Origin of the sequence: Pseudomonas mohnii, from assembly GCF_900105115.1 — a bacterium.
GTDB lineage: Bacteria > Pseudomonadota > Gammaproteobacteria > Pseudomonadales > Pseudomonadaceae > Aquipseudomonas > Aquipseudomonas mohnii.
Genome location: NZ_FNRV01000001.1, coordinates 6,188,436 through 6,213,422, shown reverse-complemented (window position 1 = coordinate 6,213,422; position 24,987 = coordinate 6,188,436). Strand labels below are relative to the sequence as shown.

General features: G+C 60.9%; 23 protein-coding genes. 11 read left to right on the top strand and 12 right to left on the bottom strand.

The window, feature by feature from the left end; all coding sequences use genetic code 11:
* Positions 1–6: 6 nt before the first annotated feature.
* The 4 genes from BLV61_RS28975 to BLV61_RS28960 all read right to left on the bottom strand — a co-directional run bounded on the left by BLV61_RS28975 (position 7) and on the right by BLV61_RS28960 (position 4,589).
* Positions 7–2,262: an Orn/Lys/Arg family decarboxylase gene (locus BLV61_RS28975; protein ID WP_090469243.1), complete on the bottom strand. Its 2,256-nt coding sequence runs from the start codon at positions 2,260–2,262 to the stop codon at positions 7–9.
* A gap of 117 nt (positions 2,263–2,379) precedes the next feature.
* The gene (gene dnaQ, locus BLV61_RS28970) at positions 2,380–3,138 is read right to left on the bottom strand and encodes a DNA polymerase III subunit epsilon (protein WP_047528327.1); all 759 of its coding nucleotides are present in this window, start codon (positions 3,136–3,138) and stop codon (positions 2,380–2,382) included.
* Between the two features lie 147 nt (positions 3,139–3,285).
* Positions 3,286–3,738, bottom strand: a complete 453-nt coding sequence (rnhA, locus tag BLV61_RS28965) for a ribonuclease HI (protein WP_047528325.1) — start codon at positions 3,736–3,738, stop codon at positions 3,286–3,288.
* A 92-nt stretch (positions 3,739–3,830) separates the two neighbouring features.
* Positions 3,831–4,589, bottom strand: coding sequence for a class I SAM-dependent methyltransferase (locus BLV61_RS28960; RefSeq protein WP_047528323.1), 759 nt, complete (start codon positions 4,587–4,589; stop codon positions 3,831–3,833).
* Between the two features lie 65 nt (positions 4,590–4,654).
* Between BLV61_RS28960 and gloB the strand changes: the two genes are divergently transcribed.
* The 8 genes from gloB (at position 4,655) to fabI (ending at position 15,416) form a co-directional block, all read left to right on the top strand.
* Positions 4,655–5,422: a hydroxyacylglutathione hydrolase gene (gene gloB / locus BLV61_RS28955; RefSeq protein ID WP_047528321.1), complete on the top strand. Its 768-nt coding sequence runs from the start codon at positions 4,655–4,657 to the stop codon at positions 5,420–5,422.
* A 99-nt stretch (positions 5,423–5,521) separates the two neighbouring features.
* Positions 5,522–6,970, top strand: a complete 1,449-nt coding sequence (locus tag BLV61_RS28950; protein ID WP_090469239.1) for a transglycosylase SLT domain-containing protein — start codon at positions 5,522–5,524, stop codon at positions 6,968–6,970.
* 248 nt (positions 6,971–7,218) lie between these two features.
* Positions 7,219–9,051 carry an extracellular solute-binding protein gene (locus BLV61_RS28945; protein WP_047528318.1) on the top strand — a complete coding sequence of 611 codons (1,833 nt, stop codon included), beginning with the start codon at positions 7,219–7,221 and terminating at the stop codon, positions 9,049–9,051.
* On the top strand, positions 9,048–10,889 hold the full coding sequence (locus BLV61_RS28940) for an extracellular solute-binding protein (protein ID WP_047528316.1): 1,842 nt from the start codon (positions 9,048–9,050) through the stop codon (positions 10,887–10,889). Before BLV61_RS28945 ends, BLV61_RS28940 begins: the two co-directional genes overlap by 4 nt.
* A 4-nt stretch (positions 10,890–10,893) precedes the next feature.
* Positions 10,894–11,967, top strand: coding sequence for a microcin C ABC transporter permease YejB (locus BLV61_RS28935; RefSeq protein ID WP_047528314.1), 1,074 nt, complete (start codon positions 10,894–10,896; stop codon positions 11,965–11,967).
* Position 11,968: 1 nt separating this feature from the next.
* Positions 11,969–12,988, top strand: coding sequence for an ABC transporter permease (locus BLV61_RS28930; RefSeq protein WP_047528312.1), 1,020 nt, complete (start codon positions 11,969–11,971; stop codon positions 12,986–12,988).
* A 1-nt stretch (position 12,989) separates the two neighbouring features.
* On the top strand, positions 12,990–14,600 hold the full coding sequence (locus tag BLV61_RS28925; protein ID WP_047528310.1) for an ABC transporter ATP-binding protein: 1,611 nt from the start codon (positions 12,990–12,992) through the stop codon (positions 14,598–14,600).
* 21 nt (positions 14,601–14,621) lie between these two features.
* Positions 14,622–15,416: an enoyl-ACP reductase FabI gene (gene fabI / locus BLV61_RS28920; protein ID WP_020799278.1), complete on the top strand. Its 795-nt coding sequence runs from the start codon at positions 14,622–14,624 to the stop codon at positions 15,414–15,416.
* 184 nt (positions 15,417–15,600) lie between these two features.
* Here fabI and BLV61_RS28915 read toward each other — a convergent pair whose 3' ends face one another.
* A complete protein-coding gene (locus tag BLV61_RS28915) occupies positions 15,601–16,461 on the bottom strand; it encodes a LysR family transcriptional regulator (RefSeq protein WP_090469237.1) in 861 nt (286 codons plus the stop codon).
* A 111-nt stretch (positions 16,462–16,572) separates the two neighbouring features.
* Between BLV61_RS28915 and BLV61_RS28910 the strand changes: the two genes are divergently transcribed.
* Complete coding sequence (locus tag BLV61_RS28910) at positions 16,573–16,998, top strand: VOC family protein (RefSeq protein WP_090469234.1); 426 nt, start codon at positions 16,573–16,575, stop codon at positions 16,996–16,998.
* 133 nt (positions 16,999–17,131) lie between these two features.
* On the opposite strand, the gene BLV61_RS28905 is transcribed toward BLV61_RS28910, so the two are convergent.
* From BLV61_RS28905 to BLV61_RS28880, 6 genes are all read right to left on the bottom strand, one after another.
* A complete protein-coding gene (locus BLV61_RS28905; protein ID WP_090469229.1) occupies positions 17,132–17,713 on the bottom strand; it encodes a GGDEF domain-containing protein in 582 nt (193 codons plus the stop codon).
* A gap of 74 nt (positions 17,714–17,787) precedes the next feature.
* Positions 17,788–18,366, bottom strand: coding sequence for a hypothetical protein (locus tag BLV61_RS28900; RefSeq protein ID WP_090469226.1), 579 nt, complete (start codon positions 18,364–18,366; stop codon positions 17,788–17,790).
* A gap of 1 nt (position 18,367) precedes the next feature.
* Positions 18,368–20,536 (bottom strand): xanthine dehydrogenase family protein molybdopterin-binding subunit, encoded by a 2,169-nt coding sequence (locus BLV61_RS28895; RefSeq protein ID WP_090469223.1) that lies wholly within the window; start codon positions 20,534–20,536, stop codon positions 18,368–18,370.
* Positions 20,537–20,543: 7 nt separating this feature from the next.
* Positions 20,544–20,999: a (2Fe-2S)-binding protein gene (locus tag BLV61_RS28890; protein ID WP_047528283.1), complete on the bottom strand. Its 456-nt coding sequence runs from the start codon at positions 20,997–20,999 to the stop codon at positions 20,544–20,546.
* Positions 21,000–21,245: 246 nt separating this feature from the next.
* Complete coding sequence (locus BLV61_RS28885) at positions 21,246–22,400, bottom strand: NnrS family protein (protein ID WP_090469219.1); 1,155 nt, start codon at positions 22,398–22,400, stop codon at positions 21,246–21,248.
* Positions 22,400–22,648: a transmembrane sensor/regulator PpyR gene (locus tag BLV61_RS28880; RefSeq protein WP_090469216.1), complete on the bottom strand. Its 249-nt coding sequence runs from the start codon at positions 22,646–22,648 to the stop codon at positions 22,400–22,402. The genes BLV61_RS28885 and BLV61_RS28880 overlap by 1 nt, the downstream gene beginning before the upstream one ends.
* 265 nt (positions 22,649–22,913) lie before the next feature.
* On the opposite strand from BLV61_RS28880, the gene BLV61_RS28875 reads away from it, so the two are divergent.
* Positions 22,914–23,417, top strand: a complete 504-nt coding sequence (locus tag BLV61_RS28875) for a VOC family protein (protein WP_047528279.1) — start codon at positions 22,914–22,916, stop codon at positions 23,415–23,417.
* Between the two features lie 33 nt (positions 23,418–23,450).
* Positions 23,451–24,284: an AraC family transcriptional regulator gene (locus BLV61_RS28870; RefSeq protein ID WP_090469213.1), complete on the top strand. Its 834-nt coding sequence runs from the start codon at positions 23,451–23,453 to the stop codon at positions 24,282–24,284.
* Positions 24,285–24,325: 41 nt separating this feature from the next.
* Here BLV61_RS28870 and BLV61_RS28865 read toward each other — a convergent pair whose 3' ends face one another.
* Positions 24,326–24,913 carry a LysE family translocator gene (locus tag BLV61_RS28865; protein ID WP_090469211.1) on the bottom strand — a complete coding sequence of 196 codons (588 nt, stop codon included), beginning with the start codon at positions 24,911–24,913 and terminating at the stop codon, positions 24,326–24,328.
* Between the last annotated feature and the right edge of the window lie 74 nt (positions 24,914–24,987).

Here is a 24,987-nt window from a genome sequence, read left to right as displayed (position 1 = left end):
AGGTCCTCATTCCTTGATGCAATCGACGGTGTAGTGCCGTCCATTGCCCTCATCTTCGTGTTGCAAGCCGTGCACATCGGCGACAAACCCGGGAAAGCTGCTGTCGAACGTGCGAGCAAACTTCAGGTAGTCGATGATCGAGCGGGTCGACTCGGTAAATCGCTCGCCGGGCATGATCAACGGAATCCCCGGCGGGTATGGCACCAACATCACGGCAGCGATACGCCCGTCCAGAGCATCGATCGACACCGCTTCAACTTCGCCACGCACCAATTGATCATAGGCGTCAGCCGGCTTCACGGCGATTTCCGGCAATACCGTGTACATGCGCTTGAGATGCCTGGCCGTGGCATTGCTGCGATAACAGGCGTGCAATTGATCGCACAGATCACGCAGGCCCATGCCCTGATAACGCGCAACATTCTCCTGCGCCACGCACGGCAGGCAGTGGGCCAGACTGACGTTGGCGTCGTAGCTGCGCTTGAACTCCAGTAACTCGGTGAGCAGCGTGCTCCACTTGCCCTTGGTGATGCCCATGGAAAACAACACCAGGAACGAATACAGCCCGGTCTTCTCCACCACCAGCCCGCGCTCCCAAAGGAACTTGCTGACCACCGCCGCCGGAATCCCGCGCTCACTGAGGGCGCCGCCTGCGGTCAAACCCGGCATCACCAGGGTGACCTTGATCGGATCGAGCAACACGTAATCGTCGGTCACGCCGCCAAAGCCGTGCCAGTCGTCCTCCGGTTGCAGCAGCCAGTCTTGCGTGACAACCCGGTCGATACCTTCCACCGAAGGCGGCTGCCAGATGGAAAACCACCAGTCATCGGCGGCGATATGCTGGCGCAGATTGGCCAGCGCCCGGCGAAAACTCAGGGCCTCGTCGAACATCTCCTGCAACAGCGAACGTCCGGCAGGCCCTTCCATCATGGCCGAAGCGACGTCCAGCGAAGCGATGATGCCGTACTGCGGCGACGTCGAGATGTGCATCATGAACGCTTCGTTGAAGCGATCGCGATCGAGCTGCCGCGCGCCACCGTCTTGCACATGAATCATCGATGCCTGGCTGAACGCTGCCAGCAGCTTGTGGGTGGAATGGGTGGTGAATACCAACGGGCCGTTTTCACTGCGTGAGGTGCCCATGCCGTAACGCCCGGCGAAAAACTCGTGGAAGGCCGCATAGGCGTACCAGGCCTCATCGAAATGCAGCACCTCGACGCTGGTGCCCAACTGCTGTTTGATCAGCTCCGCGTTGTAGCACAGGCCGTCATAGGTTGAATTGGTGACCACCGCGAGTTTGACCTTGGGCGCCCGCCCCTTGGTCAATGGACTGGCATCGATCTTCGCCTGGATCGATTCGCGACTGAATTCACTCAACGGAATCGGACCGATGATCCCCAGCTCATTGCGCTCCGGGCACAGGTACAGCGGGATTGCGCCCGTCATGATGATCGAATGCAGGACCGACTTGTGACAGTTGCGATCGACCAGCACCAGGTCATCGCGCGCGACCATGGAGTGCCAGACGATCTTGTTCGCGGTCGATGTCCCGTTGATGACGAAAAAAGTGTGATCGGCGCCGAAGTTGCGCGCCGCCCGGGCTTCTGCTTCTGCCAGCGGCCCGGTGTGATCCAGCAGCGACCCCAGCTCCGGCACCGACACCGACAAATCCGAACGCAAGGTATTTTCCCCGAAAAACTGGTGAAAGGCCTGCCCCACGGGACTCTTGTGGTAGGCCACGCCACCACCATGCCCAGGCGTGTGCCAGGAATAGTTGGAGTCTGCCGTGTGCTGCACCAGCGCCTTGAAAAAGGGCGGCAGCAAGCCATCGAGGTATTTGCGCGCAGCCCGCGCCACCTGACGGGCGAGAAAAGGCACGGTGTCTTCGAACAGATAAAGAATCCCGCGCAATTGATTGAGCTCGGCCATGGCGTCGGCGGGGGCGTTTTCCAGGGTGACTTGCTCGCCCAGGGCGAAGATCGGCAGGTCCGGCGCGCGCACCCGCGCCAGCCCGATCAACTCGGCCATATTCTGTAACAAATGCGAACGAGCGCTGGCGTCTTCGGCGGCGATCAACATGCACGAGAGACCGTGATGAGTCGAAGCCACCAAACGCCCTTCGGTGTAGTCCACGGCCGAGACAATGCTGAAGCCTTCCTGCTCCAGCTCCCGGGCAATGCCCCGCACGCGGTCACCGGCAACGGTGTCGGCCTTGATGTCGCGGTGGACGATCAATACCGGGAATTTCAAATCTTTATACATGGGACTCAATGTCCTGAGGCGGCAGACCAGAGCCTGCCAATAACCTCAGGTTAGAGGGTTGCAACGGATGTAGCGAGCGCGACGCCCCAAAACGGGTCACCGGCATAAAGAAACGACCTAGGCCTGAGCTTCAGCCTCGGCCAACTGCACCCACAGCGCCGGCGCACCTGCCGACTTGGCAATGGCTTCCATGCGTGCCACGTGCCGGGCCATATCGTCTTCGCTGGCGCGAATGATACGTGTCGGCTGGCGATCGGCGGGCAGACGGCGGATTTCAGTGGCGGAGTTGTCCGCGCCTTCGCCGGAGCCATTGCCATCGGACGCATTGCCGGCCAGCGACAGGCTGGTCTGGCCGCCGGTCATGGTCAGGTAAACGTCGGCGAGAATCTCGGAGTCGAGCAAGGCGCCGTGCAGTTCACGGCCGGAGTTGTCGACGCCGTAGCGTTTGCACAAGGCATCGAGGCTGTTGCGCTGCCCCGGGTGACGCTCCCGAGCCATGAGCAGGGTGTCGAGGATCGAGCAGTGCTGCGTGATGTCCGCACGGTCGTGCTGGCCCATCAGGGCGAATTCGTTGTTGATGAAGCCAACGTCGAACGCCGCGTTATGGATGATCAGCTGCGCGCCCTTGATGAATTCGAAGAATTCTTCGGCCACTTCGGCGAAACGCGGCTTGCCCACCAGAAACTCGTTGGTGATGCCGTGGACGCCGATGGCGCCTTCATCACTTTCGCGATCCGGTTGCAGGTAGACGTGGAAATGCCGACCGGTCAGGCGACGACCGATCAACTCGACACAACCGATTTCGATAATCCGGTGGCCGTCGGTCACCGGCATGCCGGTGGTTTCGGTATCGAGTACAACGGATCTGGTGGCCATCTAATGCTCAGCTCTCAATCGGTCAATCGTGCAAAAACGGCGATGGTAACACGCTCGCGAACCCGGAAAAGCATCGCGAGCAGGCTCTCTCCCCCCAAGACTTCCTGCGGGAGCGTGCCTGCTCGCAATTGGCGAAGACTCGATGGATCAGGCCTGCTTGAACCCGCGCACTTCATCCACGCCACGGTTGGCCAGTTGGTCGGCCCGCTCATTGCCATGGTGGCCGATGTGCCCGCGGACCCATTTCCAGGTGACGTTGTGACGGTTGACCTGCTCGTCGAGCATTTTCCATAGATCAGCGTTCTTGACCGGTTCTTTCGCCGCGGTTTTCCAGCCGCGTTTTTTCCAGTTGGCCATCCACTCGTTGATGCCCTTCATCACGTACTGCGAGTCGGTCACCAGCAGCACATCACAAGGACGCTTGAGCTCTTCGAGGCCACGGATCGCGCCCATCAGCTCCATGCGGTTGTTGGTGGTGTTGGTTTCGCCGCCCCAGAGTTCCTTTTCAACACCCTTGCACACCAGTAATGCGCCCCAGCCGCCAGGGCCAGGGTTGCCTTTACAGGCGCCGTCAGTGAAGAGTTCTACGCTATCGCTCATGCCAATCTATCCAGAAAATGCGGTGGCTCGCCGATCGTTGATCGACAACGCCCGAGACCGGGGGCAACCCCGGCCAGGAAATACAAGGTGAATTACGGTTCGATATGACGACGGTTGACCTTGGCCATGGGCAATGGAATCAACTTGCCCATCGGTTCGCGGCGCTCCTGACGCAAGGGTCGCAGGCCGACCACTATCTTGCGCGCCACCAATAAATAGAAGCCACCGCCAGACAACTGCCAGCGACCGGCCATGCGCTCCCAGCCGGCCAGACGGGTCTGCCAGGCGGGTGACGCGAGCGGCGGACGATAGCACCCGAAGCGGCGTTTCTCCAGCGCGAAGCCCAGCAGATTCAGCCAGTCGGCGACCCGAGACGGGGAAATGCAGCGGGCCTTGCGCAACGCATCATGAGCGAACACATGACGCAGTCCCCAACTGCTCCAGGGATTGATCCCGATGATCAACAGGTGCCCGCCAGGCCGCACGCTGCTCGCCGCTTCGCGCAGCAGTCCGTGGGGCGACAGGCAAAAGTCCAGGCCATGCTGCATGACCACCACGTCGGCGGCATGTTCGCTCAACGGCCACGCTTGCTCTTCGCAGACAATCTCAACCCCTGGCAACGGCGCGCCCAGACGGACATTGCGCTGCACCTGCGGTGCCGACGGTGGTGTCTGGGCGGATGGGCCGTAATGCACCAGATAACCGCCGAAAAAGCGACCCAGCTCTTCTTCGAGCATGCGCCGTTCTTCATCCAGCAAAAACTGCCCGATGGGGCCGGACAGCCAGTCACGGGCCGCGCTGATCAACGCCAGCCAGTCAGGATCAGCCTGAGCGAACGCTTTATCCGTCATTGCATTCTCCAACGCGCCAGGAAGTTCTAAGATGCGCCATTGCTTTCCAATTGGCGAATCCGACGATGATACAGATCACTGCCCTGCCCGCCTTTACCGACAACTACATCTGGTTGTTACAAGATCCCGACACCCGGCGCTGCGCGGTGGTCGACCCCGGCGATGCCGCCCCCGTGCAGGCCTGGCTTGCAGCCAATCCGCAATGGGTGTTGAGCGATATTCTGATCACTCATCACCATCATGACCATGTCGGCGGCGTCGAACAGCTGAAAAAAACGACGGACGCCACAGTCTACGGCCCGGCCAGTGAAAACATTCCGGCGCGGGACGTGGCCCTCAAGGACAACGACCGCATCAATGTACTGGGCCATGACTTCGACGTCATCGCCGTGCCCGGCCATACCCTGGGGCACATTGCCTATTATCATCGCGGCCTGCTGTTTTGCGGAGATACCCTGTTTGCGGCCGGTTGCGGACGCCTGTTCGAGGGGACGCCCCTGCAAATGTACACCTCGCTGTCGCGCCTCGCGGCCCTTCCCGAAAATACGCTGGTGTACTGCACTCACGAATATACGCTGAGCAACCTGCGTTTCGCCGCGGCGGTCGAGCCCGGCAACCCCGATACGCTGGAACGCCTCGCCACCGTTACCCGCCAACGGGAAGCCGGCGTCATCACACTGCCTTCCACGGTGGCCCTGGAAAAACGTACAAACCCGTTTTTGCGTACCGCCGTAACATCCGTTAAAGAAAAAGTGGACGAACGGACCGGCACCGATAACTCTGCGCCCGATATGGTTTTTGCTGCGCTAAGAAGTTGGAAAGACACGTTCTGAGCCGCCTGTACGATGGTGCAAAAACCATGAGTGGTTGACCGTTGGAGGTGCGCTTTCTAGAATCCCCCGACATTTTTGCCCGGAACTTACTTCCAGCCAATGTCGTCATCTATTCGCAAAGCCATCAATTCGGACGCATTGACCCGCCTGGCTCAAGCCATCGCGGTGGCTGTGTCAGCGACCTTGGCCGGCTGTTCCAGCCATGTGCCGCAAACCGATGCGGCACACACTCCGAATATTGCCGCGCGCGCCAAGCAGAAGCCCGTCTGGCTCAGCGAAAAGCCGAGCCCGCAGATTCCGCAGGACGTCTGGGAGCGCATGCGCCAGGGCTTCCAGTTGCAGGATGGCCTGGGCGTCAACCCGCGCATCGAGCAGCAACGCCTGTGGTTCGCCAGCAACCCGTCTTTTCTCGAAAATGCCGGCGAACGCGGCAGCCTCTACATTCACTACATCATCGAACGTCTTGAAGAGCGCAACATGCCGCTGGAGCTGGCGCTGTTGCCGGTGATCGAAAGCGCCTACAACCCGATGGCCTACTCCCGGTCCGACGCGGTGGGCCTTTGGCAATTCATCCCTTCCACCGGGCGTTACTACAACCTGCGTCAAACCCGCTTTTATGATGGCCGTCGCGACATCACCGCCTCGACCACCGCCGCGATGGATTACCTGACTCGCCTGCACGACATGTTCAACGGTGACTGGCTGCTGGCCCTTGCCGCGTACAACGCAGGCGAAGGCACGGTCAGCCGGGCCATCGAGCGCAATGAAAGACTCGGCCTGCCTACCGACTACTGGAACCTGCCACTGCCTGCCGAGACCCAGGCGTATGTGCCGAAACTGCTGGCCCTCTCGCAAGTGGTGCTGGCGCCAGAGGCCTACGGCGTGAACCTTAACCCGATCGCCAACGAACCCTATTTCAAAGTCGTCGAAATCAACCAGCGCATGGACCTGTCCAAGGTCGCCGAAGTCGCCAACATCGACGAAGACGAACTCTTCCAGCTCAATCCGGCGTTCAAGCAGCGCACCACCCTCGACGGCCCCCAGCATCTGTTGGTGCCGACCTCCAAGGCGCAGCTGCTGACCACCAGCCTGCAGACCATGCGTCCTGAAGAGTTGATCAGCAAGAAATCGCGCAAACCGGTTTTCGAGGGTGCTGATGACATCCAGGTGGCGAGTGCCAAACGCAACTACCGGGTCAAGCGTGGCGATAACCTGGGCTCCATCGCCAAGGCCAACAACGTCGACACCAAGGACCTGCAGCGCTGGAACAAGCTGAGTGGCAAGAACCTCAAACCGGGCCAGACCCTGGTTCTTCAGGACACCAGCAAACGCGGTTCCGGACGCATCAACACCGTGGTCGCGGCCAATGCCAAGACCAAGGGCGAGACCAGGAAGCCACAATCCCAATACAAGGTTCAGCAAGGCGACTCGCTGTACATGGTGGCCAAGCGCTTCAATGTTGAAATGCAACACCTCAAGCGCTGGAACCCGCGCGTCGGCCAGGCGTTGAAACCGGGTCAGATGCTGACCGTTGCCAATCCGCATTAAAAACGAGCCCCTGAATTCAGGGGCTTTTTTTGCCCGCGAATTTTTTACCCCGCAGGAGCGAGCCCGCTCGCGTAAAACCAGAGAGCGCCGCCGCGCTTCCCGTTTTACGCGTAATCTCCCGAACCATCGCGAGCAAGCCGGCTCCTGCAACGGAACAGATCTGCTTTAAACCCCTGTCTTTTTCCTGTCCATACAAGCTGTTACTGTACGATCCACAAAGCCCAAGCCGCCCGGATCGGATTCCCTATTTGAAGCATCCCCTCCTCTCGCTCCTGATCTGCCTGGCCTTGAGCTCCACCGCAAGCGCGACGATCAGCGAAAGCCATGGTTATGCGCAGTTCGGCTCGCTCAAGTACCCGGCCAGATTTACCCACTTCGACTGGGTCAACCCGCAAGCGCCCAAGGGCGGTACGTTGCGGGTGATGGCGTTTGGCACCTTCGATACGCTCAACCCTTACACCTTCAAGGGCACCAGCCCGGTGACCACGCCGAATTTCCTGCAATACGGCATCAACGAACTCAATGAGCCGCTGATGGTCGGCACAGGTCAGTACGCACCGTCCGGCGACGAACCCGCCTCCAGTTACGGCCTGATTGCCCAGTCGGTGGAGTACAACGAGGACCGCAGCTGGGTGGTGTTCAACCTGCGCCCCGAGGCGCGTTTCCACGACGGCACCCCCATCACCGCCCATGACGTCGCGTTTTCCTACCGTTTACTGCTCAAGGAAGGCCATCCGCTTTACCGCACCAGCCTCCAGGAAGTGTTGAGGGTCGACATTCTCAATCCACGGCGCATACGGTTCGTCTTCAAACGCGCCGGCAATCCGCTGCTGATCTTGCGACTGGGCGAGTTGCCGGTACTGCCGCAGCACTACTGGAAGGGTCGGGACTTCAAGGCCACCACCTTCGAACCACCACTGGGCAGCGGACCGTACCGCATCACGTCGGTGACGCCGGGACGACAGATCGTTTTCGAGCGGGTCAAGGACTACTGGGGCAAGGATCTGGCAGTCAATCGCGGCAAATACAATGTCGACCGCATGGAGGTCGAGTTCTACCGGGACAGCGATGTCGCGTTCGAAGCGTTCAAGGCCGGCGAGTTCGACATTTACATCGAGCACCAGGCGAAGAACTGGGACACCGGCTACAACTTCCCGGCGATACGCCGCGGTGACGTGATCAAGGCGCAGATCCCGCACCAGATCCCGACCCAGAGCCAGGGTCTGTTCATGAACAGCCGCCGGCCGACGTTCTCCGACGTGAAGGTTCGTGAAGCGCTGGGGCTGATGTTCGACTTCGAGTGGACCAACCGCACGCTGTTCAGCGGCGCCTACATGCGCGCCATGAGTTACTACCCCAACAGCGAGTTCTCCGCCACCGGCCTGCCGGTCGGACATGAATGGCTGATGCTCAAACCCTGGCGCGAGCAGTTGCCCGCGAAGCTCTTCACCGAGCCCTTCAGCCTGCCGCAGACCCAAGGCGCCGGCATCCCCCGGGAAACCCTGCGCAAAGCCCTGGGGCTGCTCGCCGAAGCCGGCTGGAAGCTCAACGGCCAGCGCCTGCAAAACGCCGCCGGGCAACCCTTGCGCCTGGAGATCCTGCTGGTCAATCCGAACCTGGAGCGCATCCTCCAGCCTTACGTCGAGAACCTCGCCAGCATCGGCGTCGACGCCCGGCTGCGCACGGTCGATCGTGCGCAGTACAAACAGCGCCTCGACCAGTTCGATTTCGACATGATCCTGATGACGCTCAACCAGACCCTAAGCCCGGGCCTGGAGCAATGGCAGTACTTTCATTCCAGCCAGGTCGGGGTCAAGGGCAGCAAGAATTACGCCGGCATCGCCAACCCGGTGGTCGACCACCTGCTCGAACAACTGCTCGCAGCGAAGAGTCGCGATGAGCAAGTGGCCGCCGGCAGGGCCCTGGATCGGGTACTGCTCTGGCAGCACTACAGCATTCCCAACTGGTACCTCAATTATCACCGTCTGGCCTACCGCAACCGGTTGGCTTTCGTCACCACGCCGCCCTACACCCTGGGCCTGAGCGCGTGGTGGCTGAAATCTTCGGAGAAAGATCAATGAAGCCTGTAAGCGCCCTGCTCCTGCAGGCCAGCGCCCTGTTGTTCGCCGGGCTGGCCTGTGCCGCCCCGCAGCATGCCCTGACCCTGTACAACGAGCCGCCGAAATACCCGGCCGATTTCAAACACTTCGATTACGTCAACCCGGATGCCCCCAAGGGCGGAAAATTCCGCCAGGCCGGGTTTGGCGGCTTCGACAGCCTCAACCCGTTCATCAGCAAAGGGGTGGCCGCCGAAGACATCACGCTGATCTACGACACGCTGGCCAAACAGGGCCTGGATGAACCGTTCACCGAATACGGCCTGGTCGCCGGCAAAATCGAAAAAGCACCGGACAACACCTGGGTGCGCTTCTACCTGCGTCCGGAAGCGCGATTCCACGATGGTCATCCGATACGCGCCGAAGATGTGGTGTTCAGCTTCCAGACCCTGATCAAGGATGGCGCCCCGATGTACCGTGGCTATTACAGCGACGTTGACGAAGTGGTCGCCGAGGACCCGCTCACGGTGCTGTTCAAGTTCAAGCACAGCAACAACCGAGAACTGCCGCTGATCCTCGGCCAGTTGCCGGTACTGCCCAAGCATTGGTGGGCCACCCGCGATTTCAACAAGGGCAACCTGGAAATTCCCCTGGGCAGCGGCCCCTATCGGGTCAGCGAAGTGAAGGCCGGGCGTTCGGTGCGCTATGAGCGAGTCAAGGATTACTGGGGCAAGGATCTCCCGGTCAACCGTGGCTTCTACAATTTCGACGTGATGACCACCGATTACTATCGCGACAACACCGTCGCGCTGGAGGCGCTCAAGGCCGGGCAGTTCGATTACTGGCTGGAGATGACCGCCAAGAACTGGGCCAACGCCTACAACATCCCGGCGGTCACCGAGGGCCGCTTGATAAAGGAGCAAATCCCCAACGGCAACCCCACCGGCATGCAAGGCTTCGTGTTCAACCTGCGTCGCCCGATGTTCCAGGATGTGCGCGTGCGTCAGGCCCTGACACTGTTGCTGGATTTCGAATGGACCAACAAGCAATTGTTCAACGGCGCCTACGCGCGAACCCGCAGCTACTTCGAAAACTCGGAAATGGCCGCCACCGGCCTGCCGGACGCCGATCAACTGGCAATCCTCGAACCGTTCCGCGGCAAGATTCCCGAACAGGTGTTCAGCGAAGCCTTCCAGAACCCGGTCACCGATGGCAGCGGCATGATCCGCGCCCAGCAGCGCAAGGCCTATCAACTGCTGCAAGAGGCCGGCTGGCGCATCGTCGACGACAAAATGGTCGACGCCACCGGTAAACCGGTGACGATCGAGTTCCTGCTGGCCCAGACCGAATTCGAGCGGGTGCTGTTGCCGTTCAAGCGCAACCTGAGCGACCTGGGCATCGACCTGGTGATCCGCCGCGTTGACGTCTCGCAGTACGTCAACCGCGTGCGCTCGCGGGACTTCGACATGATCGTCGGCAGCTTCCCGCAGTCCAACTCGCCGGGCAACGAACAGCGCGAGTTCTGGATGAGCGCTGCCGCCGACAAACCGGGCAGCCGCAACTCCATGGGCCTCAAGGACCCGGTGGTGGACCAACTGGTGGAACAATTGATCAACGCCGATTCGCGCAAAAGCCTGGTGGCCCATGCACGCGCACTGGACCGGGTGCTGCAATGGGGCTATTACGTGGTTCCCAACTGGCACATCAAAACCTGGCGCGTGGCCTACTGGAACCACATCGGCCATCCCAAGATCTCGCCTAAATATGACATCGGCACCGCCACTTGGTGGGTCAAGCCCGATGCCAAACCGGCCATAGAGATCGAAACCAAATTGCAAGCCGACCCTGCGGGCACGGAGTAATCAGATGCTGGCGTATATTTTTCGGCGACTGCTGCTGATCATTCCGACCTTGTTCGGCATTTTGCTGATCAACTTCGTGATCATCCAGGCCGCCCCCGGCGGGCCGGTGGAGCAGATGATCGCCAAACTCGAAGGTTTCGAAGGCGCCACCAGCCGCATCGCCGGTGGCGGTGCCGAAGTCTCGGTAGCCGGCTCGGCCTATCGCGGCGCCCAAGGCCTGGACCCGGCGCTGGTCAAGGAAATCGAGCACATGTACGGCTTCGACAAGTCGGCGCCGGAACGCCTGTGGATCATGGTCAAGAACTATGCGTCCCTGGATTTCGGCGACAGTTTCTTTCGCGACGCCAAGGTCATCGACCTGATCAAGGAAAAGATGCCCGTGTCGATCTCCCTTGGGCTGTGGAGCACGCTGATCATGTACCTGGTGTCGATCCCGCTGGGGATCGCCAAGGCCACGCGGCACGGCAGTCACTTCGACGTCTGGACCAGTTCGGCGATCATCGTCGGCTACGCCATCCCGGCGTTCCTGTTCGCCATCCTGCTGATCGTGGTGTTTGCCGGCGGCAGTTATCTGGACTGGTTCCCCCTGCGCGGGCTGACATCGAACAACTTCGATGAACTGAGCATGGGCGGCAAGGTGCTCGATTATTTCTGGCACCTGGCGCTGCCGGTGACCGCGCTGGTGATCGGCAACTTCGCGACCATGACCCTGCTGACCAAAAACAGCTTCCTCGACGAAATCAACAAGCAATACGTGGTCACCGCCAAGGCCAAGGGCCTGACCAACCATCGCGTGCTCTACGGCCATGTGTTCCGCAACGCCATGCTGCTGGTGATCGCCGGGTTCCCGTCGGCGTTCATCGGTATCTTCTTCACCGGTTCGCTGCTGGTCGAAGTGATCTTCTCCCTCGACGGCCTCGGCCTGATGAGTTTCGAAGCGGCGATCAACCGCGATTACCCGGTGGTTTTCGGCACCCTGTTCATCTTCACCCTGCTGGGGCTGGTGGTGAAACTGATCGGCGACCTCACCTACACCTTTGTCGATCCGCGCATCGACTTCGAAAGCCGGGAGCATTGAGATGAACCTGTCCCCTCTCAATCGCCGTCGCTTCGAACTGTTCAAGGCCAACAAGCGTGGCTGGTGGTCGCTGTGGCTGTTTCTGATCCTGTTCGGCGCCAGCCTCGGCGCCGAGCTGATTGCCAACGACAAACCCCTGGTGGTGCATTACGACAACAACTGGTACTTCCCGGCGCTCAAGCGCTACCCGGAAACCACCTTCGGCGGCGAATTCCCGCTGGAAGCCAACTACAAGAGCCCGTACATCCGCGAACTGCTCAAGGCCAAGGACGCCTGGGTGCTGTGGGCGCCGATTCCCTACAGCTACCAGAGCATCAACTACGACCTGAAAGTCCCGGCACCGGCGCCGCCCTCGAGCGATAACCTCCTCGGCACCGATGACCAGGGCCGTGACGTATTGGCCCGCGTGATCTACGGCTTCCGCATTTCGGTGTTGTTCGCCCTGACACTGACCCTGTTCAGCTCGATCATTGGCGTCATCGCCGGTGCCCTGCAGGGTTTCTACGGTGGCTGGATCGATCTGGCCGGGCAGCGATTCCTCGAAATCTGGTCCGGGTTGCCGGTGCTCTATCTGCTGATCATCCTGGCCAGTTTTGTCCAGCCCAATTTCTGGTGGCTGCTGGGCATCATGCTGTTGTTTTCCTGGATGAGCCTGGTCGATGTGGTGCGCGCCGAATTCCTGCGGGGGCGCAACCTGGAATACGTACGCGCGGCCCGGGCGCTGGGCATGCAGAATGGGGCGATCATGTTCCGCCACATCCTGCCCAACGCCATGGTCTCGACCATGACCTTCATGCCGTTCATCCTGACCGGCGCCATCGGCACCCTCACCGCCCTGGATTTCCTCGGCTTCGGCCTGCCGGCGGGCAGTCCTTCCCTGGGTGAACTGGTGGCCCAGGGCAAATCCAACCTGCAAGCACCGTGGCTCGGCATGAGCGCGTTTGCGGTGTTGGCGTTGATGTTGAGTTTGCTGGTGTTTATCGGCGAGTCCGCTCGCGACGCCTTCGACCCGAGGAAGTGAAATGAATCAGGACAATCTGATCGAAGTGCGCGACCTCGCCGTCGAGTTTGTCGTCGGCGACCACTGCCAGCGTGTGGTCGAAGGGGTCAGTTTCGACATCAAGCGCGGTGAAACCCTGGCCCTGGTGGGCGAAAGCGGCTCCGGCAAATCGGTGACCGCCCACTCGATCCTGCGCCTTCTGCCCTACCCGCTCGCCCGGCATCCGTCAGGCACCATTGCCTATTCCGGGCAAGATCTGTTGAGCCTGAAAGAGAAGACCATCCGCCACATCCGCGGCAACCGGATCGCAATGATCTTTCAGGAGCCGATGACCTCGCTCAACCCGCTGCATTCGATCGAGAAGCAGATCAACGAGGTATTGGGCATCCACAAGGGGCTGGTCGGGAAAGTCGCGACCAGGCGCACCCTGGAGTTGCTGGAAATGGTCGGCATCCCCGAGCCGCACAAGCGCCTCAAGGCCTTGCCCCATGAGTTGTCCGGCGGTCAGCGCCAGCGAGTGATGATCGCCATGGCCCTGGCCAACGAGCCGGAACTGCTGATTGCCGACGAGCCGACCACCGCGCTGGACGTGACCGTTCAGCTGAAAATCCTCGAATTGCTCAAGGAACTACAGGCCCGCCTGGGCATGGCATTGCTGCTGATCAGCCACGATTTGAACCTGGTGAAAAGAATTGCGCATCGCGTATGTGTCATGCAGCGCGGTTGCATCGTCGAACAGGCATCGTGCGAAGAATTGTTCCGCGCGCCGCAGCATCCGTACACCCGGATCCTGCTGGCAGCGGAGCCCAGCGGCACGCCGGCGACCAATGTGGTTGGCCCGCCATTGCTGACGGTCAAGGACTTGAAAGTCTGGTTCCCGATCAAGAAAGGCTTGCTGAAAAAGACGGTGGATTACGTCAAGGCCGTGGACGGCATCAATTTCAGCCTGCCTCAGGGTCAGACCCTGGGGATCGTGGGAGAGAGCGGTTCCGGCAAGTCGACGTTGGGTCTGGCGATCCTGCGGTTGATCGGCAGCAAAGGCACCATCCGTTTTGAAGGCAAGCAGCTAGACTGCCTGACGCAACAACAGGTGCGGCCGTTGCGCAGGGAAATGCAGGTGGTGTTCCAGGACCCCTTCGGCAGCCTGAGCCCGCGGATGTGCGTGAGCCAGATCGTCGGCGAAGGCCTGCGGATCCACAAGATGGGCACCGAGGCGGAACAGGAACAAGCGATCATTGCGGCACTCAAGGAGGTAGGTCTGGACCCGGAAACCCGGCACCGCTACCCCCACGAATTTTCCGGTGGGCAACGGCAGAGAATCGCCATTGCCCGGGCATTAGTGCTAAAACCGGCGTTGATTCTGCTGGACGAGCCGACTTCGGCCCTCGACCGCACCGTGCAACGCCAAGTGGTGGAGCTTTTGCGTTCACTGCAAAGCAAGTACAACCTGACGTATCTGTTTATCAGCCATGACCTGGCTGTCGTCAAAGCGCTCAGCCACCAGCTGATGGTGGTCAAGCATGGCCAAGTGGTCGAACAGGGAGACGCGCAAAGCATTTTTGCCGCCCCCCAACATCCGTATACACAGCAGTTGCTCGAAGCCGCTTTCCTGGCTCCAGCCACTGCGCAATAACCTGAAAGAGAGGAGCAACACATGGGTTTTCTCGCCGGTAAGCGCGTACTGATCGTCGGTGTCGCCAGCAAGCTGTCCATCGCATCCGGCATCGCTGCCGCCATGCATCGCGAGGGCGCTGAGCTTGCCTTCACTTATCAGAACGACAAACTGAAAGGTCGTGTCGAAGAGTTCGCGCAAGGCTGGGGTTCGAGCCCTGAGCTGTGCTTCCCGTGCGACGTGGCCAGCGATGCGGAAATCGCCAAGGTCTTCGAAGAGCTGAGCAAGAAGTGGGACGGCCTGGACTGCATCGTGCACTCCGTCGGCTTCGCCCCGGGCGACCAACTGGACGGCGACTTCACCGAAGCCACCACCCGTGAAGGTTTCCGCATCGCTCACGACATCAGCGCCTACAGCTTCGTGGCCCTGGCCAAGGCCGGTCGCGAAATGATGAAAGGCCGCAACGGCAGCCTGCTGACCCTGTCGTACCTGGGCGCTGAGCGCACCATGCCGAACTACAACGTGATGGGCATGGCCAAGGCTTCCCTGGAAGCCGGCGTGCGTTACCTGGCCGGCTCCCTGGGCCCGGACGGCACCCGCGTCAACTGCGTATCGGCAGGCCCGATCCGCACCCTCGCCGCTTCCGGCATCAAGAACTTCCGCAAGATGCTGGCCGCCAACGAAGCGCAAACCCCGCTGCGTCGCAACGTCACCATCGAAGAAGTCGGCAACGCCGGCGCCTTCCTGTGCTCGGACCTGGCGTCCGGCATCAGCGGTGAAATCATGTACGTAGACGGTGGCTTCAACACCACCGCCATGGGCAACCTCGAAGAGTGATCTTCGGTTAGCCGATAAAAAACCCGCCTCTTCAGGCGGGTTTTTTTGTGCCTGTGAATCCTCGATCGCACGCATTCCCCTGTAGGAGCGAGCCTGCTCGCGATGGACTTCAAAGCACCGTGTTTCATCCTGACAAAACGCATCATCGTTAACGACCATCGCGAGCAGCCTCGCTCCTACGGGGTCAATGTTGTGTCAGGCAATTGGCAAACAGCTGCTGAATCGACTGCTGTCGCTGGCTGTAACGCTGCAACAACACAATCTCCCGATAAAACGTCAACTCACCCAGGCGAATCACCCTGACCTTCGCCCCATGCTCGAGCCACAAACCGGCTTCGGGCAGCAACGAAACCCCCAACCCGCATTCGACCATCTTGACGATGGCTTCCAGTTCATCCAGCTCCAGCGCCACCTGCACATCAACCTGCTGTTCACGCAGAAACCGGGTCACCAGGCGTCCACCAAACGAGTTGCGGTCGTAGCGTACATGGGGGTGATCGGCGAGCAGTTGCAGCGGCTCGTCGCCTTCGAGCTCCGCCGGGACGATCAATACAAACGGCTCGCGGCGAATCACTTGCGCCGACAGTTCCTTGGACAGGTCGAATGGTGGCTTGATCAGGATCGCCAGATCGACTTCGCCGGTGTCCACCTGGCTCAACAGATTGAGCGACACCCCCGGCACCAGTTTTGGCTCCAGCAATGGCGCCTGCTGACGCAAACGCAGCAAGGCCTGGGGCAGCAATCCGGTCTGGGCCGTGGCCACCGCACCGATTTTCAGCTCGCCACGGTATTCGCTGACATCGTCGCTGACGGCCATGCGGCTGAAGGTGTCCAGGATCTCCCGGGCCATGGGCAACGCGCGCTGCCCCGCCGCATTGAGCAATGCCTGACGTCCGGTGCGATCGAACAAGCGAATCCCGAGGGCCTGTTCCAGGTTGCGCATCTGCGCACTGACGGCCGACTGTGTCAGGCCGATGTGCATGCCCGCCGCCGCAAACGTGCCGTAACGCGTCACCGCGATAAAGGTTTTCAGTTCCCGCAGCATAGGGCCCCCGATTGATCGAAATAATTTGAGCTCGGCGCAAAAACTATCGTCTTTTAATCGAAAAGCACAGGAATACACTCAGCCTGAATTCAGCAGATTGAGGCCCACCCGATGCAGCTCTCCCCATTTCACCTCGCCATTCCCGTCTATGACCTGCCGGCCGCGCGACACTTTTACGGCACCGTGTTCGGCCTGGAAGAAGGTCGCTCCAGCGAGCATTGGGTCGATTTCAACTTTTTCGGCCACCAACTGGTGATCCACCTGGCACCGAAAAACGCGATCCAGGAAGCTGCCCACACCAATGCTGTGGACGGCCATGACGTGCCGGTGCCGCATTTTGGCGTGGTTCTGGGAATGGCGGAGTGGGAAGCGCTGGCCGAACGGCTGAAGGCGCTGGGGACGCGCTTCGTGATCGAACCGGGGATTCGTTTCCAGGGGCTGGTGGGTGAGCAGGCGACGATGTTTCTGTTTGATCCCTGCGGCAATGCGCTGGAATTCAAGGCATTCAAGGATATCGGGCAGTTGTTTGCCAAATAAGCGGTGACAGCGAGGACGCCTTCGCGGGCAAGCCCGCTCCCACAGTGATGTCTGTCGTTCACACGAACGGTGTACAACCACACCCTGTGGGAGCGGACTTGCCCGCGAAGGGGCCAGTCCTGCCAACACACGTCTAGCGGCCCAACACCGTTTGCGCCTCAACCAAAAGCTCTTCAATCGAGCCATGCAGCACAGTGTCGTAGTCGATCTGCCCGATGCTGAAGCGAATGTCATAACCGCGATGCAACGTGGCATTGCGCTCATCGAGCATTTCTTCGAGTCGCGCCTTGATCGCCTTGATGTCCACCGCGCTGGACCCCGTCAGCAAAGCGACGAAGGTGGCACCGTCCAGTCGACCGATCACGTCGCTTTCCCTGAAGCCTATGCGCAGCACATCGGCAAAGGTTTTCAGGGCATCGTCGCCCTCGGCGCGACCGAACAAGTAGTTGATGCGCTTGAAGTCGTCGAGGTTAAAAAACAGCAGGGTCGCCGGCCGGCCCAGTTGCTGGCAGACGTTCAGGCCCAGTTGGGCCAATGCGATGAAACCGTGCCGATTGGACAGCAGTGTCAACTCATCCATGCTCGCCATTTGCACGCCGATCAGTTCCTGCTCAGCCTGGCGGGCCAGGTCGCGCAGCAGTTCGCGTTCCTGCAATGGCGTGCGCAAGGGGTCTGCGCAAACGCTTGATGGGTAAGTCTTGCCTGGGATCAGCATAAGTTGCTCCTGTGGCGACTCTGTACTTTAGAGTCGCCCAGAACCGGTTTGACTCCCGGCTGACGCACCGTTGGTCAGCTACCCTGCGGACAGGGCCCTCCCGCGTCCGCCCAAGCCTTGAATTGCTCGACGAAAATAGCGTGGGGCACCGGCACCGGCTCGCGATTGCCTCCGGGATTCCAGCCCCACAGCACCAGTTTGTCCTCGCTGACATGCTTGATCAGCGCCGCGAAATCACGATCGCCGTTGCTGGAACGGTCCTTGATCATGGCGCACAACTTGTCGGGCGGCAGGCCAATCCAGGCCATTTTGTGCGCGGCCGGTGGCAGGCTCCAATGGGGCGCCCCCGGGGGTGCCTTAGGGTCGTAACCGGGCGGTGGATTGGCCTCGGCGTGGCAGGTCGCGCAGGGCAGTCCCGCGGCACCCTTGCCATCCAGGCCACGCACCACATTCATCCCATGGGGCTTTCCCGAATCGAACTGCAACGGTGAATCGCCGGGAATGTGGCAGTTTTGGCAACGCGGGCTCTGGAAAACCTTCAGCACGGTTTCGAAGGCCTTCAACGCTTCGCGGTCATCGGCGAACAACTCGGTTGCATAGATAAACAGGCAAACCAGCAGGACCGAGCCCAACAACCAGTGATGTCGTTTCATCTCACACCCCCGACAACTGCAGTGGCAATTCGCGCAGGCGCTGGCCGGTCAAGGCAAACACCGCGTTGGCCACGGCCGGCGCCATGGGCGGCACGCCCGCCTCGCCGATACCGCCGGGTTTATCGCTGCTGGGCACGATATGCACCTCCACCACCGGCATCTCGTTGAGCCGCAGCACCTGATAGTCGTGGTAATTGGACTGCACCACTTGCCCGTCCTTGAAGGTCAGCTTGCTGTGCAAGGTGAAGCCGAGGCCAAAGGTGATGCACGACTCCATCTGCGCCGCGATGCTCTGCGGGTTAACCGCAATCCCGCAGTCCACCGCGCACACCACCCGATGCACGCGGATCGCCAGGTTGTCCTGGGACACTTCGGCAACCTGCGCCACGTAACTGCCGAAAGACTCGTGCACCGCCACGCCCAAGGCATGCCCCTGGGGCAGTGGCGCCTTCCAGTTGGCTTTCTCCACCGCCAGGTTCAACACGCCGAGGTGTCGCGGATGATCCTTGAGCAAGGTTCGGCGGTACTCCACCGGGTCCTTGCCCGCCGCCGTCGCCAGCTCGTCGATCAACGATTCCATGACAAACGCCGTGTGACTGTGCCCCACCGAACGCAACCACAGCACCTTGATGCCGGTTTGCGGTGAATGCAGCTCGACCTGATGATTGGCCAGCCCTTCGAGGTAGGGACTGTCCACAACGCCTTCGACCGAGGTCTTGTCGATACCATCCTTGACCATCGCCGCTTCGAGGGAGGTGCCGGCCATGATCGACTGCCCGACCATCACATGCTTCCACGCCAGCGGCAGCCCGTCGGCACCCAGGCCAATCCGCGCCTGATGCAGGAACGCCGAGCGGTAATAGCCGCCACGAATGTCATCCTCCCGCGCCCACACGGTTTTCACCGGCCCGCCCGCGGCCTTGGCAACCTGCACCGCTTCAGCGACAAAGTCCGACGTCGGGTTGGCGCGCCGGCCAAAACCGCCGCCCAGGAACTCGGTATGGATTTCCACTTGCTCTGGTTTGAGCCCGGTGATTTTCCCGGCGATCATCTGATCGAGGGTCTGGAACTGGGTGCCGGTCCAGATTTCGCACTTGTCCTGGGTGATCTTCACCGTGCAGTTGAGTGGTTCCATGGGCGCATGCGCGAGGTACGGCACGCTGTACTCGACATCGAGGGTCTTGCTCGCCTTGGCCAGCGTCGCCTGGGTATCGCCCGCCTGACTGGCCGGAAGGCCCGGCGTGGCGGCGAGTTTGCGGAAAGTCTCCAGCAGTTTTTGACTGTCGAGGCCTGTATTCGGCCCCAAGTCCCACTCCACCGTCAGCGCGTCACGCCCCAACTTGGCCGCCCAATAATGATCGGCAATCACCGCCACACCGGTCGGCACCTGCAGCACTTTGTGCACCCCCGGGATCGCCAGCGCGCCGGCGCCTTCGAAGGATTTGACGCTGCCGCCAAATACCGGCGACCGGGCGACCATCGCGGTCATCAAGCCGTCGAATTGCACGTCCATACCGAACTTCGCGCGCCCGGTGATTTTTTCCGGGGTGTCCAGGCGTTTGGTGGGTTTGCCGATGAATTTCCAGTCCTTGGCGTCCTTGAGCTTGATCGATGCCGGATCCGGCACCGGCAGCTTGCCAGCATCGTCGGCCAGTTCGCCGTAGCTGGCGCGCTGGTCGCCGGCAATGACCACGCCCGATTCCGTACGGATCTGCGACGGCGCCACGTTGAAACGCTTGGCCGCAGCCTCGATCAACATCAATCGCGCCGCCGCACCGGCCTGGCGATAGCGGTCGAACTCCATCCAGGTCGAAGTCGAGCCGCCGGTGATTTGCATCCCGCCAAACCCGGCCAGCCCATAATCCTTAGCCGAGGCCGGGGAATGTTCGACGCGGATTTTCGACCAGTCGGCATCCAGCTCTTCGGCAATCAGCATGGTCAGGCCGGTCCAGATACCCTGGCCCATTTCCGAATGGCCGAGCAACACAGTGACGCTGTTGTCATTGCCGATGCGCAGGAACGCATTCGGCGTGAACACATTGCCCTGGTTGTCCGCCCCCTGGGTAAACCGATGGGCACCAGGGATGACAAACGCCACCACCAGGCCGCTGCCCAGCGCCGTGGCGCCCTTGAGGAAACCCCGACGCGATAACGCAGTGATGCTGTCCATGGCCACCTCAACTCAACTCGGCGGCGCGTTTCACCGCGGCGCGGATGCGTGGATAGGTGCCGCAGCGACAAATGTTGCCGGACAGCGCTTGATCGATATCGCTGTCGGTCGGTTGCGGGATCTTCGCCAGCAGCGCCGCCGCCGACATGATCTGCCCGGACTGACAGTAACCGCACTGCACCACATCGAGTTCGGCCCAGGCTTGTTGCACCGGATGCGAACCGTCGGTGGACAGGCCTTCGATGGTGAGGATTTTCTGCCCGTGGGCCACGGCCGTGGCGGGCGTGATGCACGAGCGCAGCGGCGCGCCATCGATGTGCACCGTGCAGGCGCCGCACTGGGCCATGCCACAACCGAATTTGGTCCCGGTCAGGTGCGCAACGTCGCGCAGGACCCAGAGCAGCGGCATGTCCGCGGGGACATCCAGTTCCTGGTCCTTGCCATTGATGTTCAGGGTCAGCATTGCGAAGGTCCTCAGACTCAAGGTGTTCTGAAGAGCGCGCGTCTTGGGAAAGGTGATGGGTTGCAGGAGTAAAGCGAATTTTCGCGCGCCTTGGGTTATCCCTTACAGCTAAGCGCAATTTGACCCGCAGGCCGAACCCTATCGACAGTCGGTCAATTAAACCGTCTCAATCGACTGATCCCAGTGAGTTCAAGGACTGTTGCGGGAGCGAGCCGGCTCGCCCCCACAGTTTTAGCGACATCGGCGCTAGACCCGAGGCTTGAGCAACACCCCGGTATAACGCAGCAGGAACAATCCGAATGCCGAACACCACAGCAACGCCGCCAGTCCCAGCCCCAACCCGGAAAACGGCACCAGCAGTACACGCGACAAACCGGCCAGCAGCATCAGGAAAAAACCCGCCACTATCGCTTTGGAAGGCAACAACGACCGCCCGGTATGGCCGAGGCTGACCCGGGCAATCATCGCCAGAATCAGCCCGCCGATGGCGCCAACCGCCAGCGCATGGGTGGCCAGGCTCTGTTGCGGCATCAGGCCGGCGTGCCACAACGCCATCGCCACGACCGCCACAGACAGCCACCCATAGGACAGGTACAGCGACCACAGCAGAGGCACCCGCCACATTCCACGGTCATGCCAGCGCCACAGCCGCAGCAGATGCAACGCCCCGATCAGCACAAACAACAACGACAACCAGGGCCTTGGCGCGTCATTCAAGCCGAAGGCAAAGCTCACGGCGACCAGCAACCCACTGACCAGCAGCACCCTGGTCGGCAATGGACTGGCCGCAGGCGCTGGCGGACGACTCAATCCGCGCTGAATGAAGAACGGGATCACGCGCCCACCGATCACACTCATCAACGCCGCCACCAGCCACAGCGCCGCCAGCACACCGCGCCGTTGCAGGCCATCGTCATGGGTCGCGAGCCCCCACAGCGTCATCACCTGGCACCCGGCCAACAAGGTGATCATCAGCAAAATCGGGTAATTATCGCGTTTGCCCGCCGCCAGCAGATCCCGCCCCAGCACCCACGCCAGCAGCGGCAGAAAAGGCAGTTGAAGCACCAGCAACAACGCATGAGGAATCGGCATCAGCCACGCCAGCCGCGCCAGCAGCCAGACCAGCACCAGCCCGATCAGCGGCCAGCCATTGAGTCCCCGCCGACCTGTCCAGTTCGGCACCGCTGTCAGCAAAAAGCCGGCAATGATCGCCACGGCAAACCCGAACGGCATCTCGTGTCGATGCCAGGCAAGCATGCCGCCCACCGGTTCAACGCCGGGCCATCGGCCGTACAGCCAAAGCGCCCAGATGGCCACCGCCAGCGCGGCAAATGCAGCGCCGGCGAGAAAGAACGGGCGAAAACCGAGACTGAAGACGGGTGCAGCGCCGAATGCGCGCATCAGGCCAGCACCCCGGCCATCGGTATGCTCAACCGATGCTGAGCCAGCAAGCGCATGACGTAGCCGACTTTCAACAGGGTGGGTCCGACGATGGTCATGGCATGCATCGCTACCAGCGCGACGATCGGCAAATGACCGGCATAGAGATAAGCGCCATAAATCCCGGCAAGCAGCATGGCCAGGCCGGTGCCGAGCACGCGGCTGGAAAGATGCAAAACATGCTGAGGATGGCTGAAGAAGTCGAACATTTTCCGTACTCCTGAAGGCGTTCAGTGGTACGTGTGTCGTATCAAGTCCCGTGCCAGATATTTAACCCTTGTAAATCAGGCACCTGCGAGGCCTTGAGTCTTTTCGACTACCACAAGGAATAGTCTGTATGACTCGATCAGGAGTCATACAGACTACACCCGACAAAACAGCAGCAAGCACTTGTCGATCTACGGCACGCCCGGCCGACATCAGGCTGGCTACGCTGATAGTCCAGCCTGCAAAAACCTGCCAGGGAGACCCGCCATGCTACACGTACAAAAAATCACCCCCTGCCTGTGGTTCGACGGCCAGGCCGAAGAGGCCGCCAAGTTCTACTGTGCGATCTTCGATCACGCAAAAATCACCGCCATCACCCATTACGGCAAGGCCGGCCAGGAATTCCACGGCCGGGAAGTCGGGTCGGTCATGACCGTCAGCTTCGAACTCGACGGACAGACGTTTACCGGCCTTAACGGAGGCCCGAACTTCACGTTCAACGAAGCGATCTCGTTCCAGGTCAATTGCCAGACCCAGGAAGAAGTCGACCACTTCTGGGGACGCCTGTCTGCGGGCGGGCCGGTCGAGGCGCAGCAATGCGGCTGGCTCAAGGACAAGTTCGGCGTGTCCTGGCAAATCGTGCCGGTGGCGATGATGGAGATGATCAAAGACCCCGACACGGCAAAATCCCAGCGTGCCATGCTGGCGATGATGCACATGAAAAAACTCGACATTGCCGAGCTGCAACGAGCCTTTGACGGCGAGAGCTAATACACTCCGACGCTGAACTGCCAAGGATTGACCATGAAGCTCTCCACGCCCAAGGCCACCGACAAGGCCCCGCGCTTCTGGCGCGATGACACCCTGCCCTTCATCGAAGCGCGCGCCATCGCCGACGGGCGCGAGGTCTGTTACACCCGGCATGCCCACGAACACTTCTCCATCGGCGCAATCACCGCCGGGCGCAGTACTTACGTCCACGAGCAATCGCGGTTCGAGGTCAGCACCGGCACCGTGGTGTTGATGAACCCCGACGATGTCCACGCCTGCAATCCGATCGACGACCAGCCTTGGTCGTACCTGATGCTGTACGTCGATACCGCATGGCTCACCGACTTGCAGCACCAGCTCGGGTTCAGCCACGACCTGGCGTTCCGTCGTTTTGCGCTCACCCACACGTCCGACACCAGTCTGTTCGACGGGCTGAAGGCTTTGTATGAAGTGTTGGTCGATCCGCAACAGGACGTGCTGCGCAAGCAGAGCACGGCCGTAGAGTTTTTCAGCGACGTGCAACTGCGCCTCAACCCGACCGATCAACCGCTGCGCGAGCCGAACTTCAAACTCGAACGCGCCGCCGAATTCATCCGCGATCACTGCACGCAGATGCTCAAGCTCGAAGACATCTGCGAAGCGGCACAGCTGTCACCGTCCTACCTGATCCGCGCGTTCAAGCAGCATTACGGCATGACACCCCACGCCTTCCTGGTCAACCGACGCATCCAGTTCGCCCGGGACCAACTGCGCCACGGCAAGCTGATCGCCGACGTCGCACTGGAAGCGGGATTTGCCGACCAGGCGCACTTTCAACGGGCGTTTAAACAGCATCTGGCGGCGACGCCGGGGCAGTATCGGGGCTGAACCCTCGCCACAGATACTCATCAACACAACAGACCTGTCACTCATTCAGCAATCAGGTAAACCGCACTCACCGCCAGCATCAACGCCATCACCCGGTTAAACCAGCGCATGCCCGCCGGGTTGTTGAGGTAGCCGCGCAGAAAAGTCCCGGCGTAGGCCCAGCAGCCGACCGACAGGTAACAAATCACCAGGTACACCGCCGCAAACTGCCAGACCAGCCGCGCCTCGCCATTGGCGACAAATGCGCCCATGCCGGCCACGCAGGCCAGCCAGGCTTTCGGGTTGAGCCATTGCATCACGGCGCCATACAGCATCGACGGGGCACGGTTTGCGTCCTTCGCCTCAAGCTGTCCATTGTCGGCCGCGAGCTTGTACGCCATGTACAACAGGAACGCCACGCCCGCCCACTGCACCACCCGGGTCATCGCCGGCCACAGCCGCAACACCTCATGCAACCCCAGCCCCATCAACACCAGCAGCAGCACGAAGCCCAGGGTCGCCCCGGCCACATGCCGCTGACTGGCACGAAAGCCGAAGCGCGCCCCGGAACTCAAGGCCACGATATTCACCGGCCCCGGCGTAATCGAAGCGGCCAACGCAAACGCCGCCATGGACATCATCAAACTCATCGCACACCTGTTCCTGTCAGTTGAACCAGGCCCCAAGGTAAAGCGCCCGCGGGTGTGCGTATTGAAGAAAACTG

What these genes read in the sequence shown, in the direction of transcription:
- BLV61_RS28975 (WP_090469243.1), bottom strand. Translation starts at nt 2,262, where the DNA reads ATGTATAAAGATTTGAAATTCCCGGTATTGATCGTCCACCGCGACATC.
- dnaQ (WP_047528327.1), bottom strand. Translation starts at nt 3,138, where the DNA reads ATGGCCACCAGATCCGTTGTACTCGATACCGAAACCACCGGCATGCCG.
- rnhA (WP_047528325.1), bottom strand. Translation starts at nt 3,738, where the DNA reads ATGAGCGATAGCGTAGAACTCTTCACTGACGGCGCCTGTAAAGGCAAC.
- BLV61_RS28960 (WP_047528323.1), bottom strand. Translation starts at nt 4,589, where the DNA reads ATGACGGATAAAGCGTTCGCTCAGGCTGATCCTGACTGGCTGGCGTTG.
- gloB (WP_047528321.1), top strand. Translation starts at nt 4,655, where the DNA reads ATGATACAGATCACTGCCCTGCCCGCCTTTACCGACAACTACATCTGG.
- BLV61_RS28950 (WP_090469239.1), top strand. Translation starts at nt 5,522, where the DNA reads ATGTCGTCATCTATTCGCAAAGCCATCAATTCGGACGCATTGACCCGC.
- BLV61_RS28940 (WP_047528316.1), top strand. Translation starts at nt 9,048, where the DNA reads ATGAAGCCTGTAAGCGCCCTGCTCCTGCAGGCCAGCGCCCTGTTGTTC.
- BLV61_RS28935 (WP_047528314.1), top strand. Translation starts at nt 10,894, where the DNA reads ATGCTGGCGTATATTTTTCGGCGACTGCTGCTGATCATTCCGACCTTG.
- BLV61_RS28930 (WP_047528312.1), top strand. Translation starts at nt 11,969, where the DNA reads ATGAACCTGTCCCCTCTCAATCGCCGTCGCTTCGAACTGTTCAAGGCC.
- BLV61_RS28925 (WP_047528310.1), top strand. Translation starts at nt 12,990, where the DNA reads ATGAATCAGGACAATCTGATCGAAGTGCGCGACCTCGCCGTCGAGTTT.
- fabI (WP_020799278.1), top strand. Translation starts at nt 14,622, where the DNA reads ATGGGTTTTCTCGCCGGTAAGCGCGTACTGATCGTCGGTGTCGCCAGC.
- BLV61_RS28915 (WP_090469237.1), bottom strand. Translation starts at nt 16,461, where the DNA reads ATGCTGCGGGAACTGAAAACCTTTATCGCGGTGACGCGTTACGGCACG.
- BLV61_RS28910 (WP_090469234.1), top strand. Translation starts at nt 16,573, where the DNA reads ATGCAGCTCTCCCCATTTCACCTCGCCATTCCCGTCTATGACCTGCCG.
- BLV61_RS28905 (WP_090469229.1), bottom strand. Translation starts at nt 17,713, where the DNA reads ATGCTGATCCCAGGCAAGACTTACCCATCAAGCGTTTGCGCAGACCCC.
- BLV61_RS28900 (WP_090469226.1), bottom strand. Translation starts at nt 18,366, where the DNA reads ATGAAACGACATCACTGGTTGTTGGGCTCGGTCCTGCTGGTTTGCCTG.
- BLV61_RS28895 (WP_090469223.1), bottom strand. Translation starts at nt 20,536, where the DNA reads ATGGACAGCATCACTGCGTTATCGCGTCGGGGTTTCCTCAAGGGCGCC.
- BLV61_RS28890 (WP_047528283.1), bottom strand. Translation starts at nt 20,999, where the DNA reads ATGCTGACCCTGAACATCAATGGCAAGGACCAGGAACTGGATGTCCCC.
- BLV61_RS28885 (WP_090469219.1), bottom strand. Translation starts at nt 22,400, where the DNA reads ATGCGCGCATTCGGCGCTGCACCCGTCTTCAGTCTCGGTTTTCGCCCG.
- BLV61_RS28880 (WP_090469216.1), bottom strand. Translation starts at nt 22,648, where the DNA reads ATGTTCGACTTCTTCAGCCATCCTCAGCATGTTTTGCATCTTTCCAGC.
- BLV61_RS28875 (WP_047528279.1), top strand. Translation starts at nt 22,914, where the DNA reads ATGCTACACGTACAAAAAATCACCCCCTGCCTGTGGTTCGACGGCCAG.
- BLV61_RS28870 (WP_090469213.1), top strand. Translation starts at nt 23,451, where the DNA reads ATGAAGCTCTCCACGCCCAAGGCCACCGACAAGGCCCCGCGCTTCTGG.
- BLV61_RS28865 (WP_090469211.1), bottom strand. Translation starts at nt 24,913, where the DNA reads ATGAGTTTGATGATGTCCATGGCGGCGTTTGCGTTGGCCGCTTCGATT.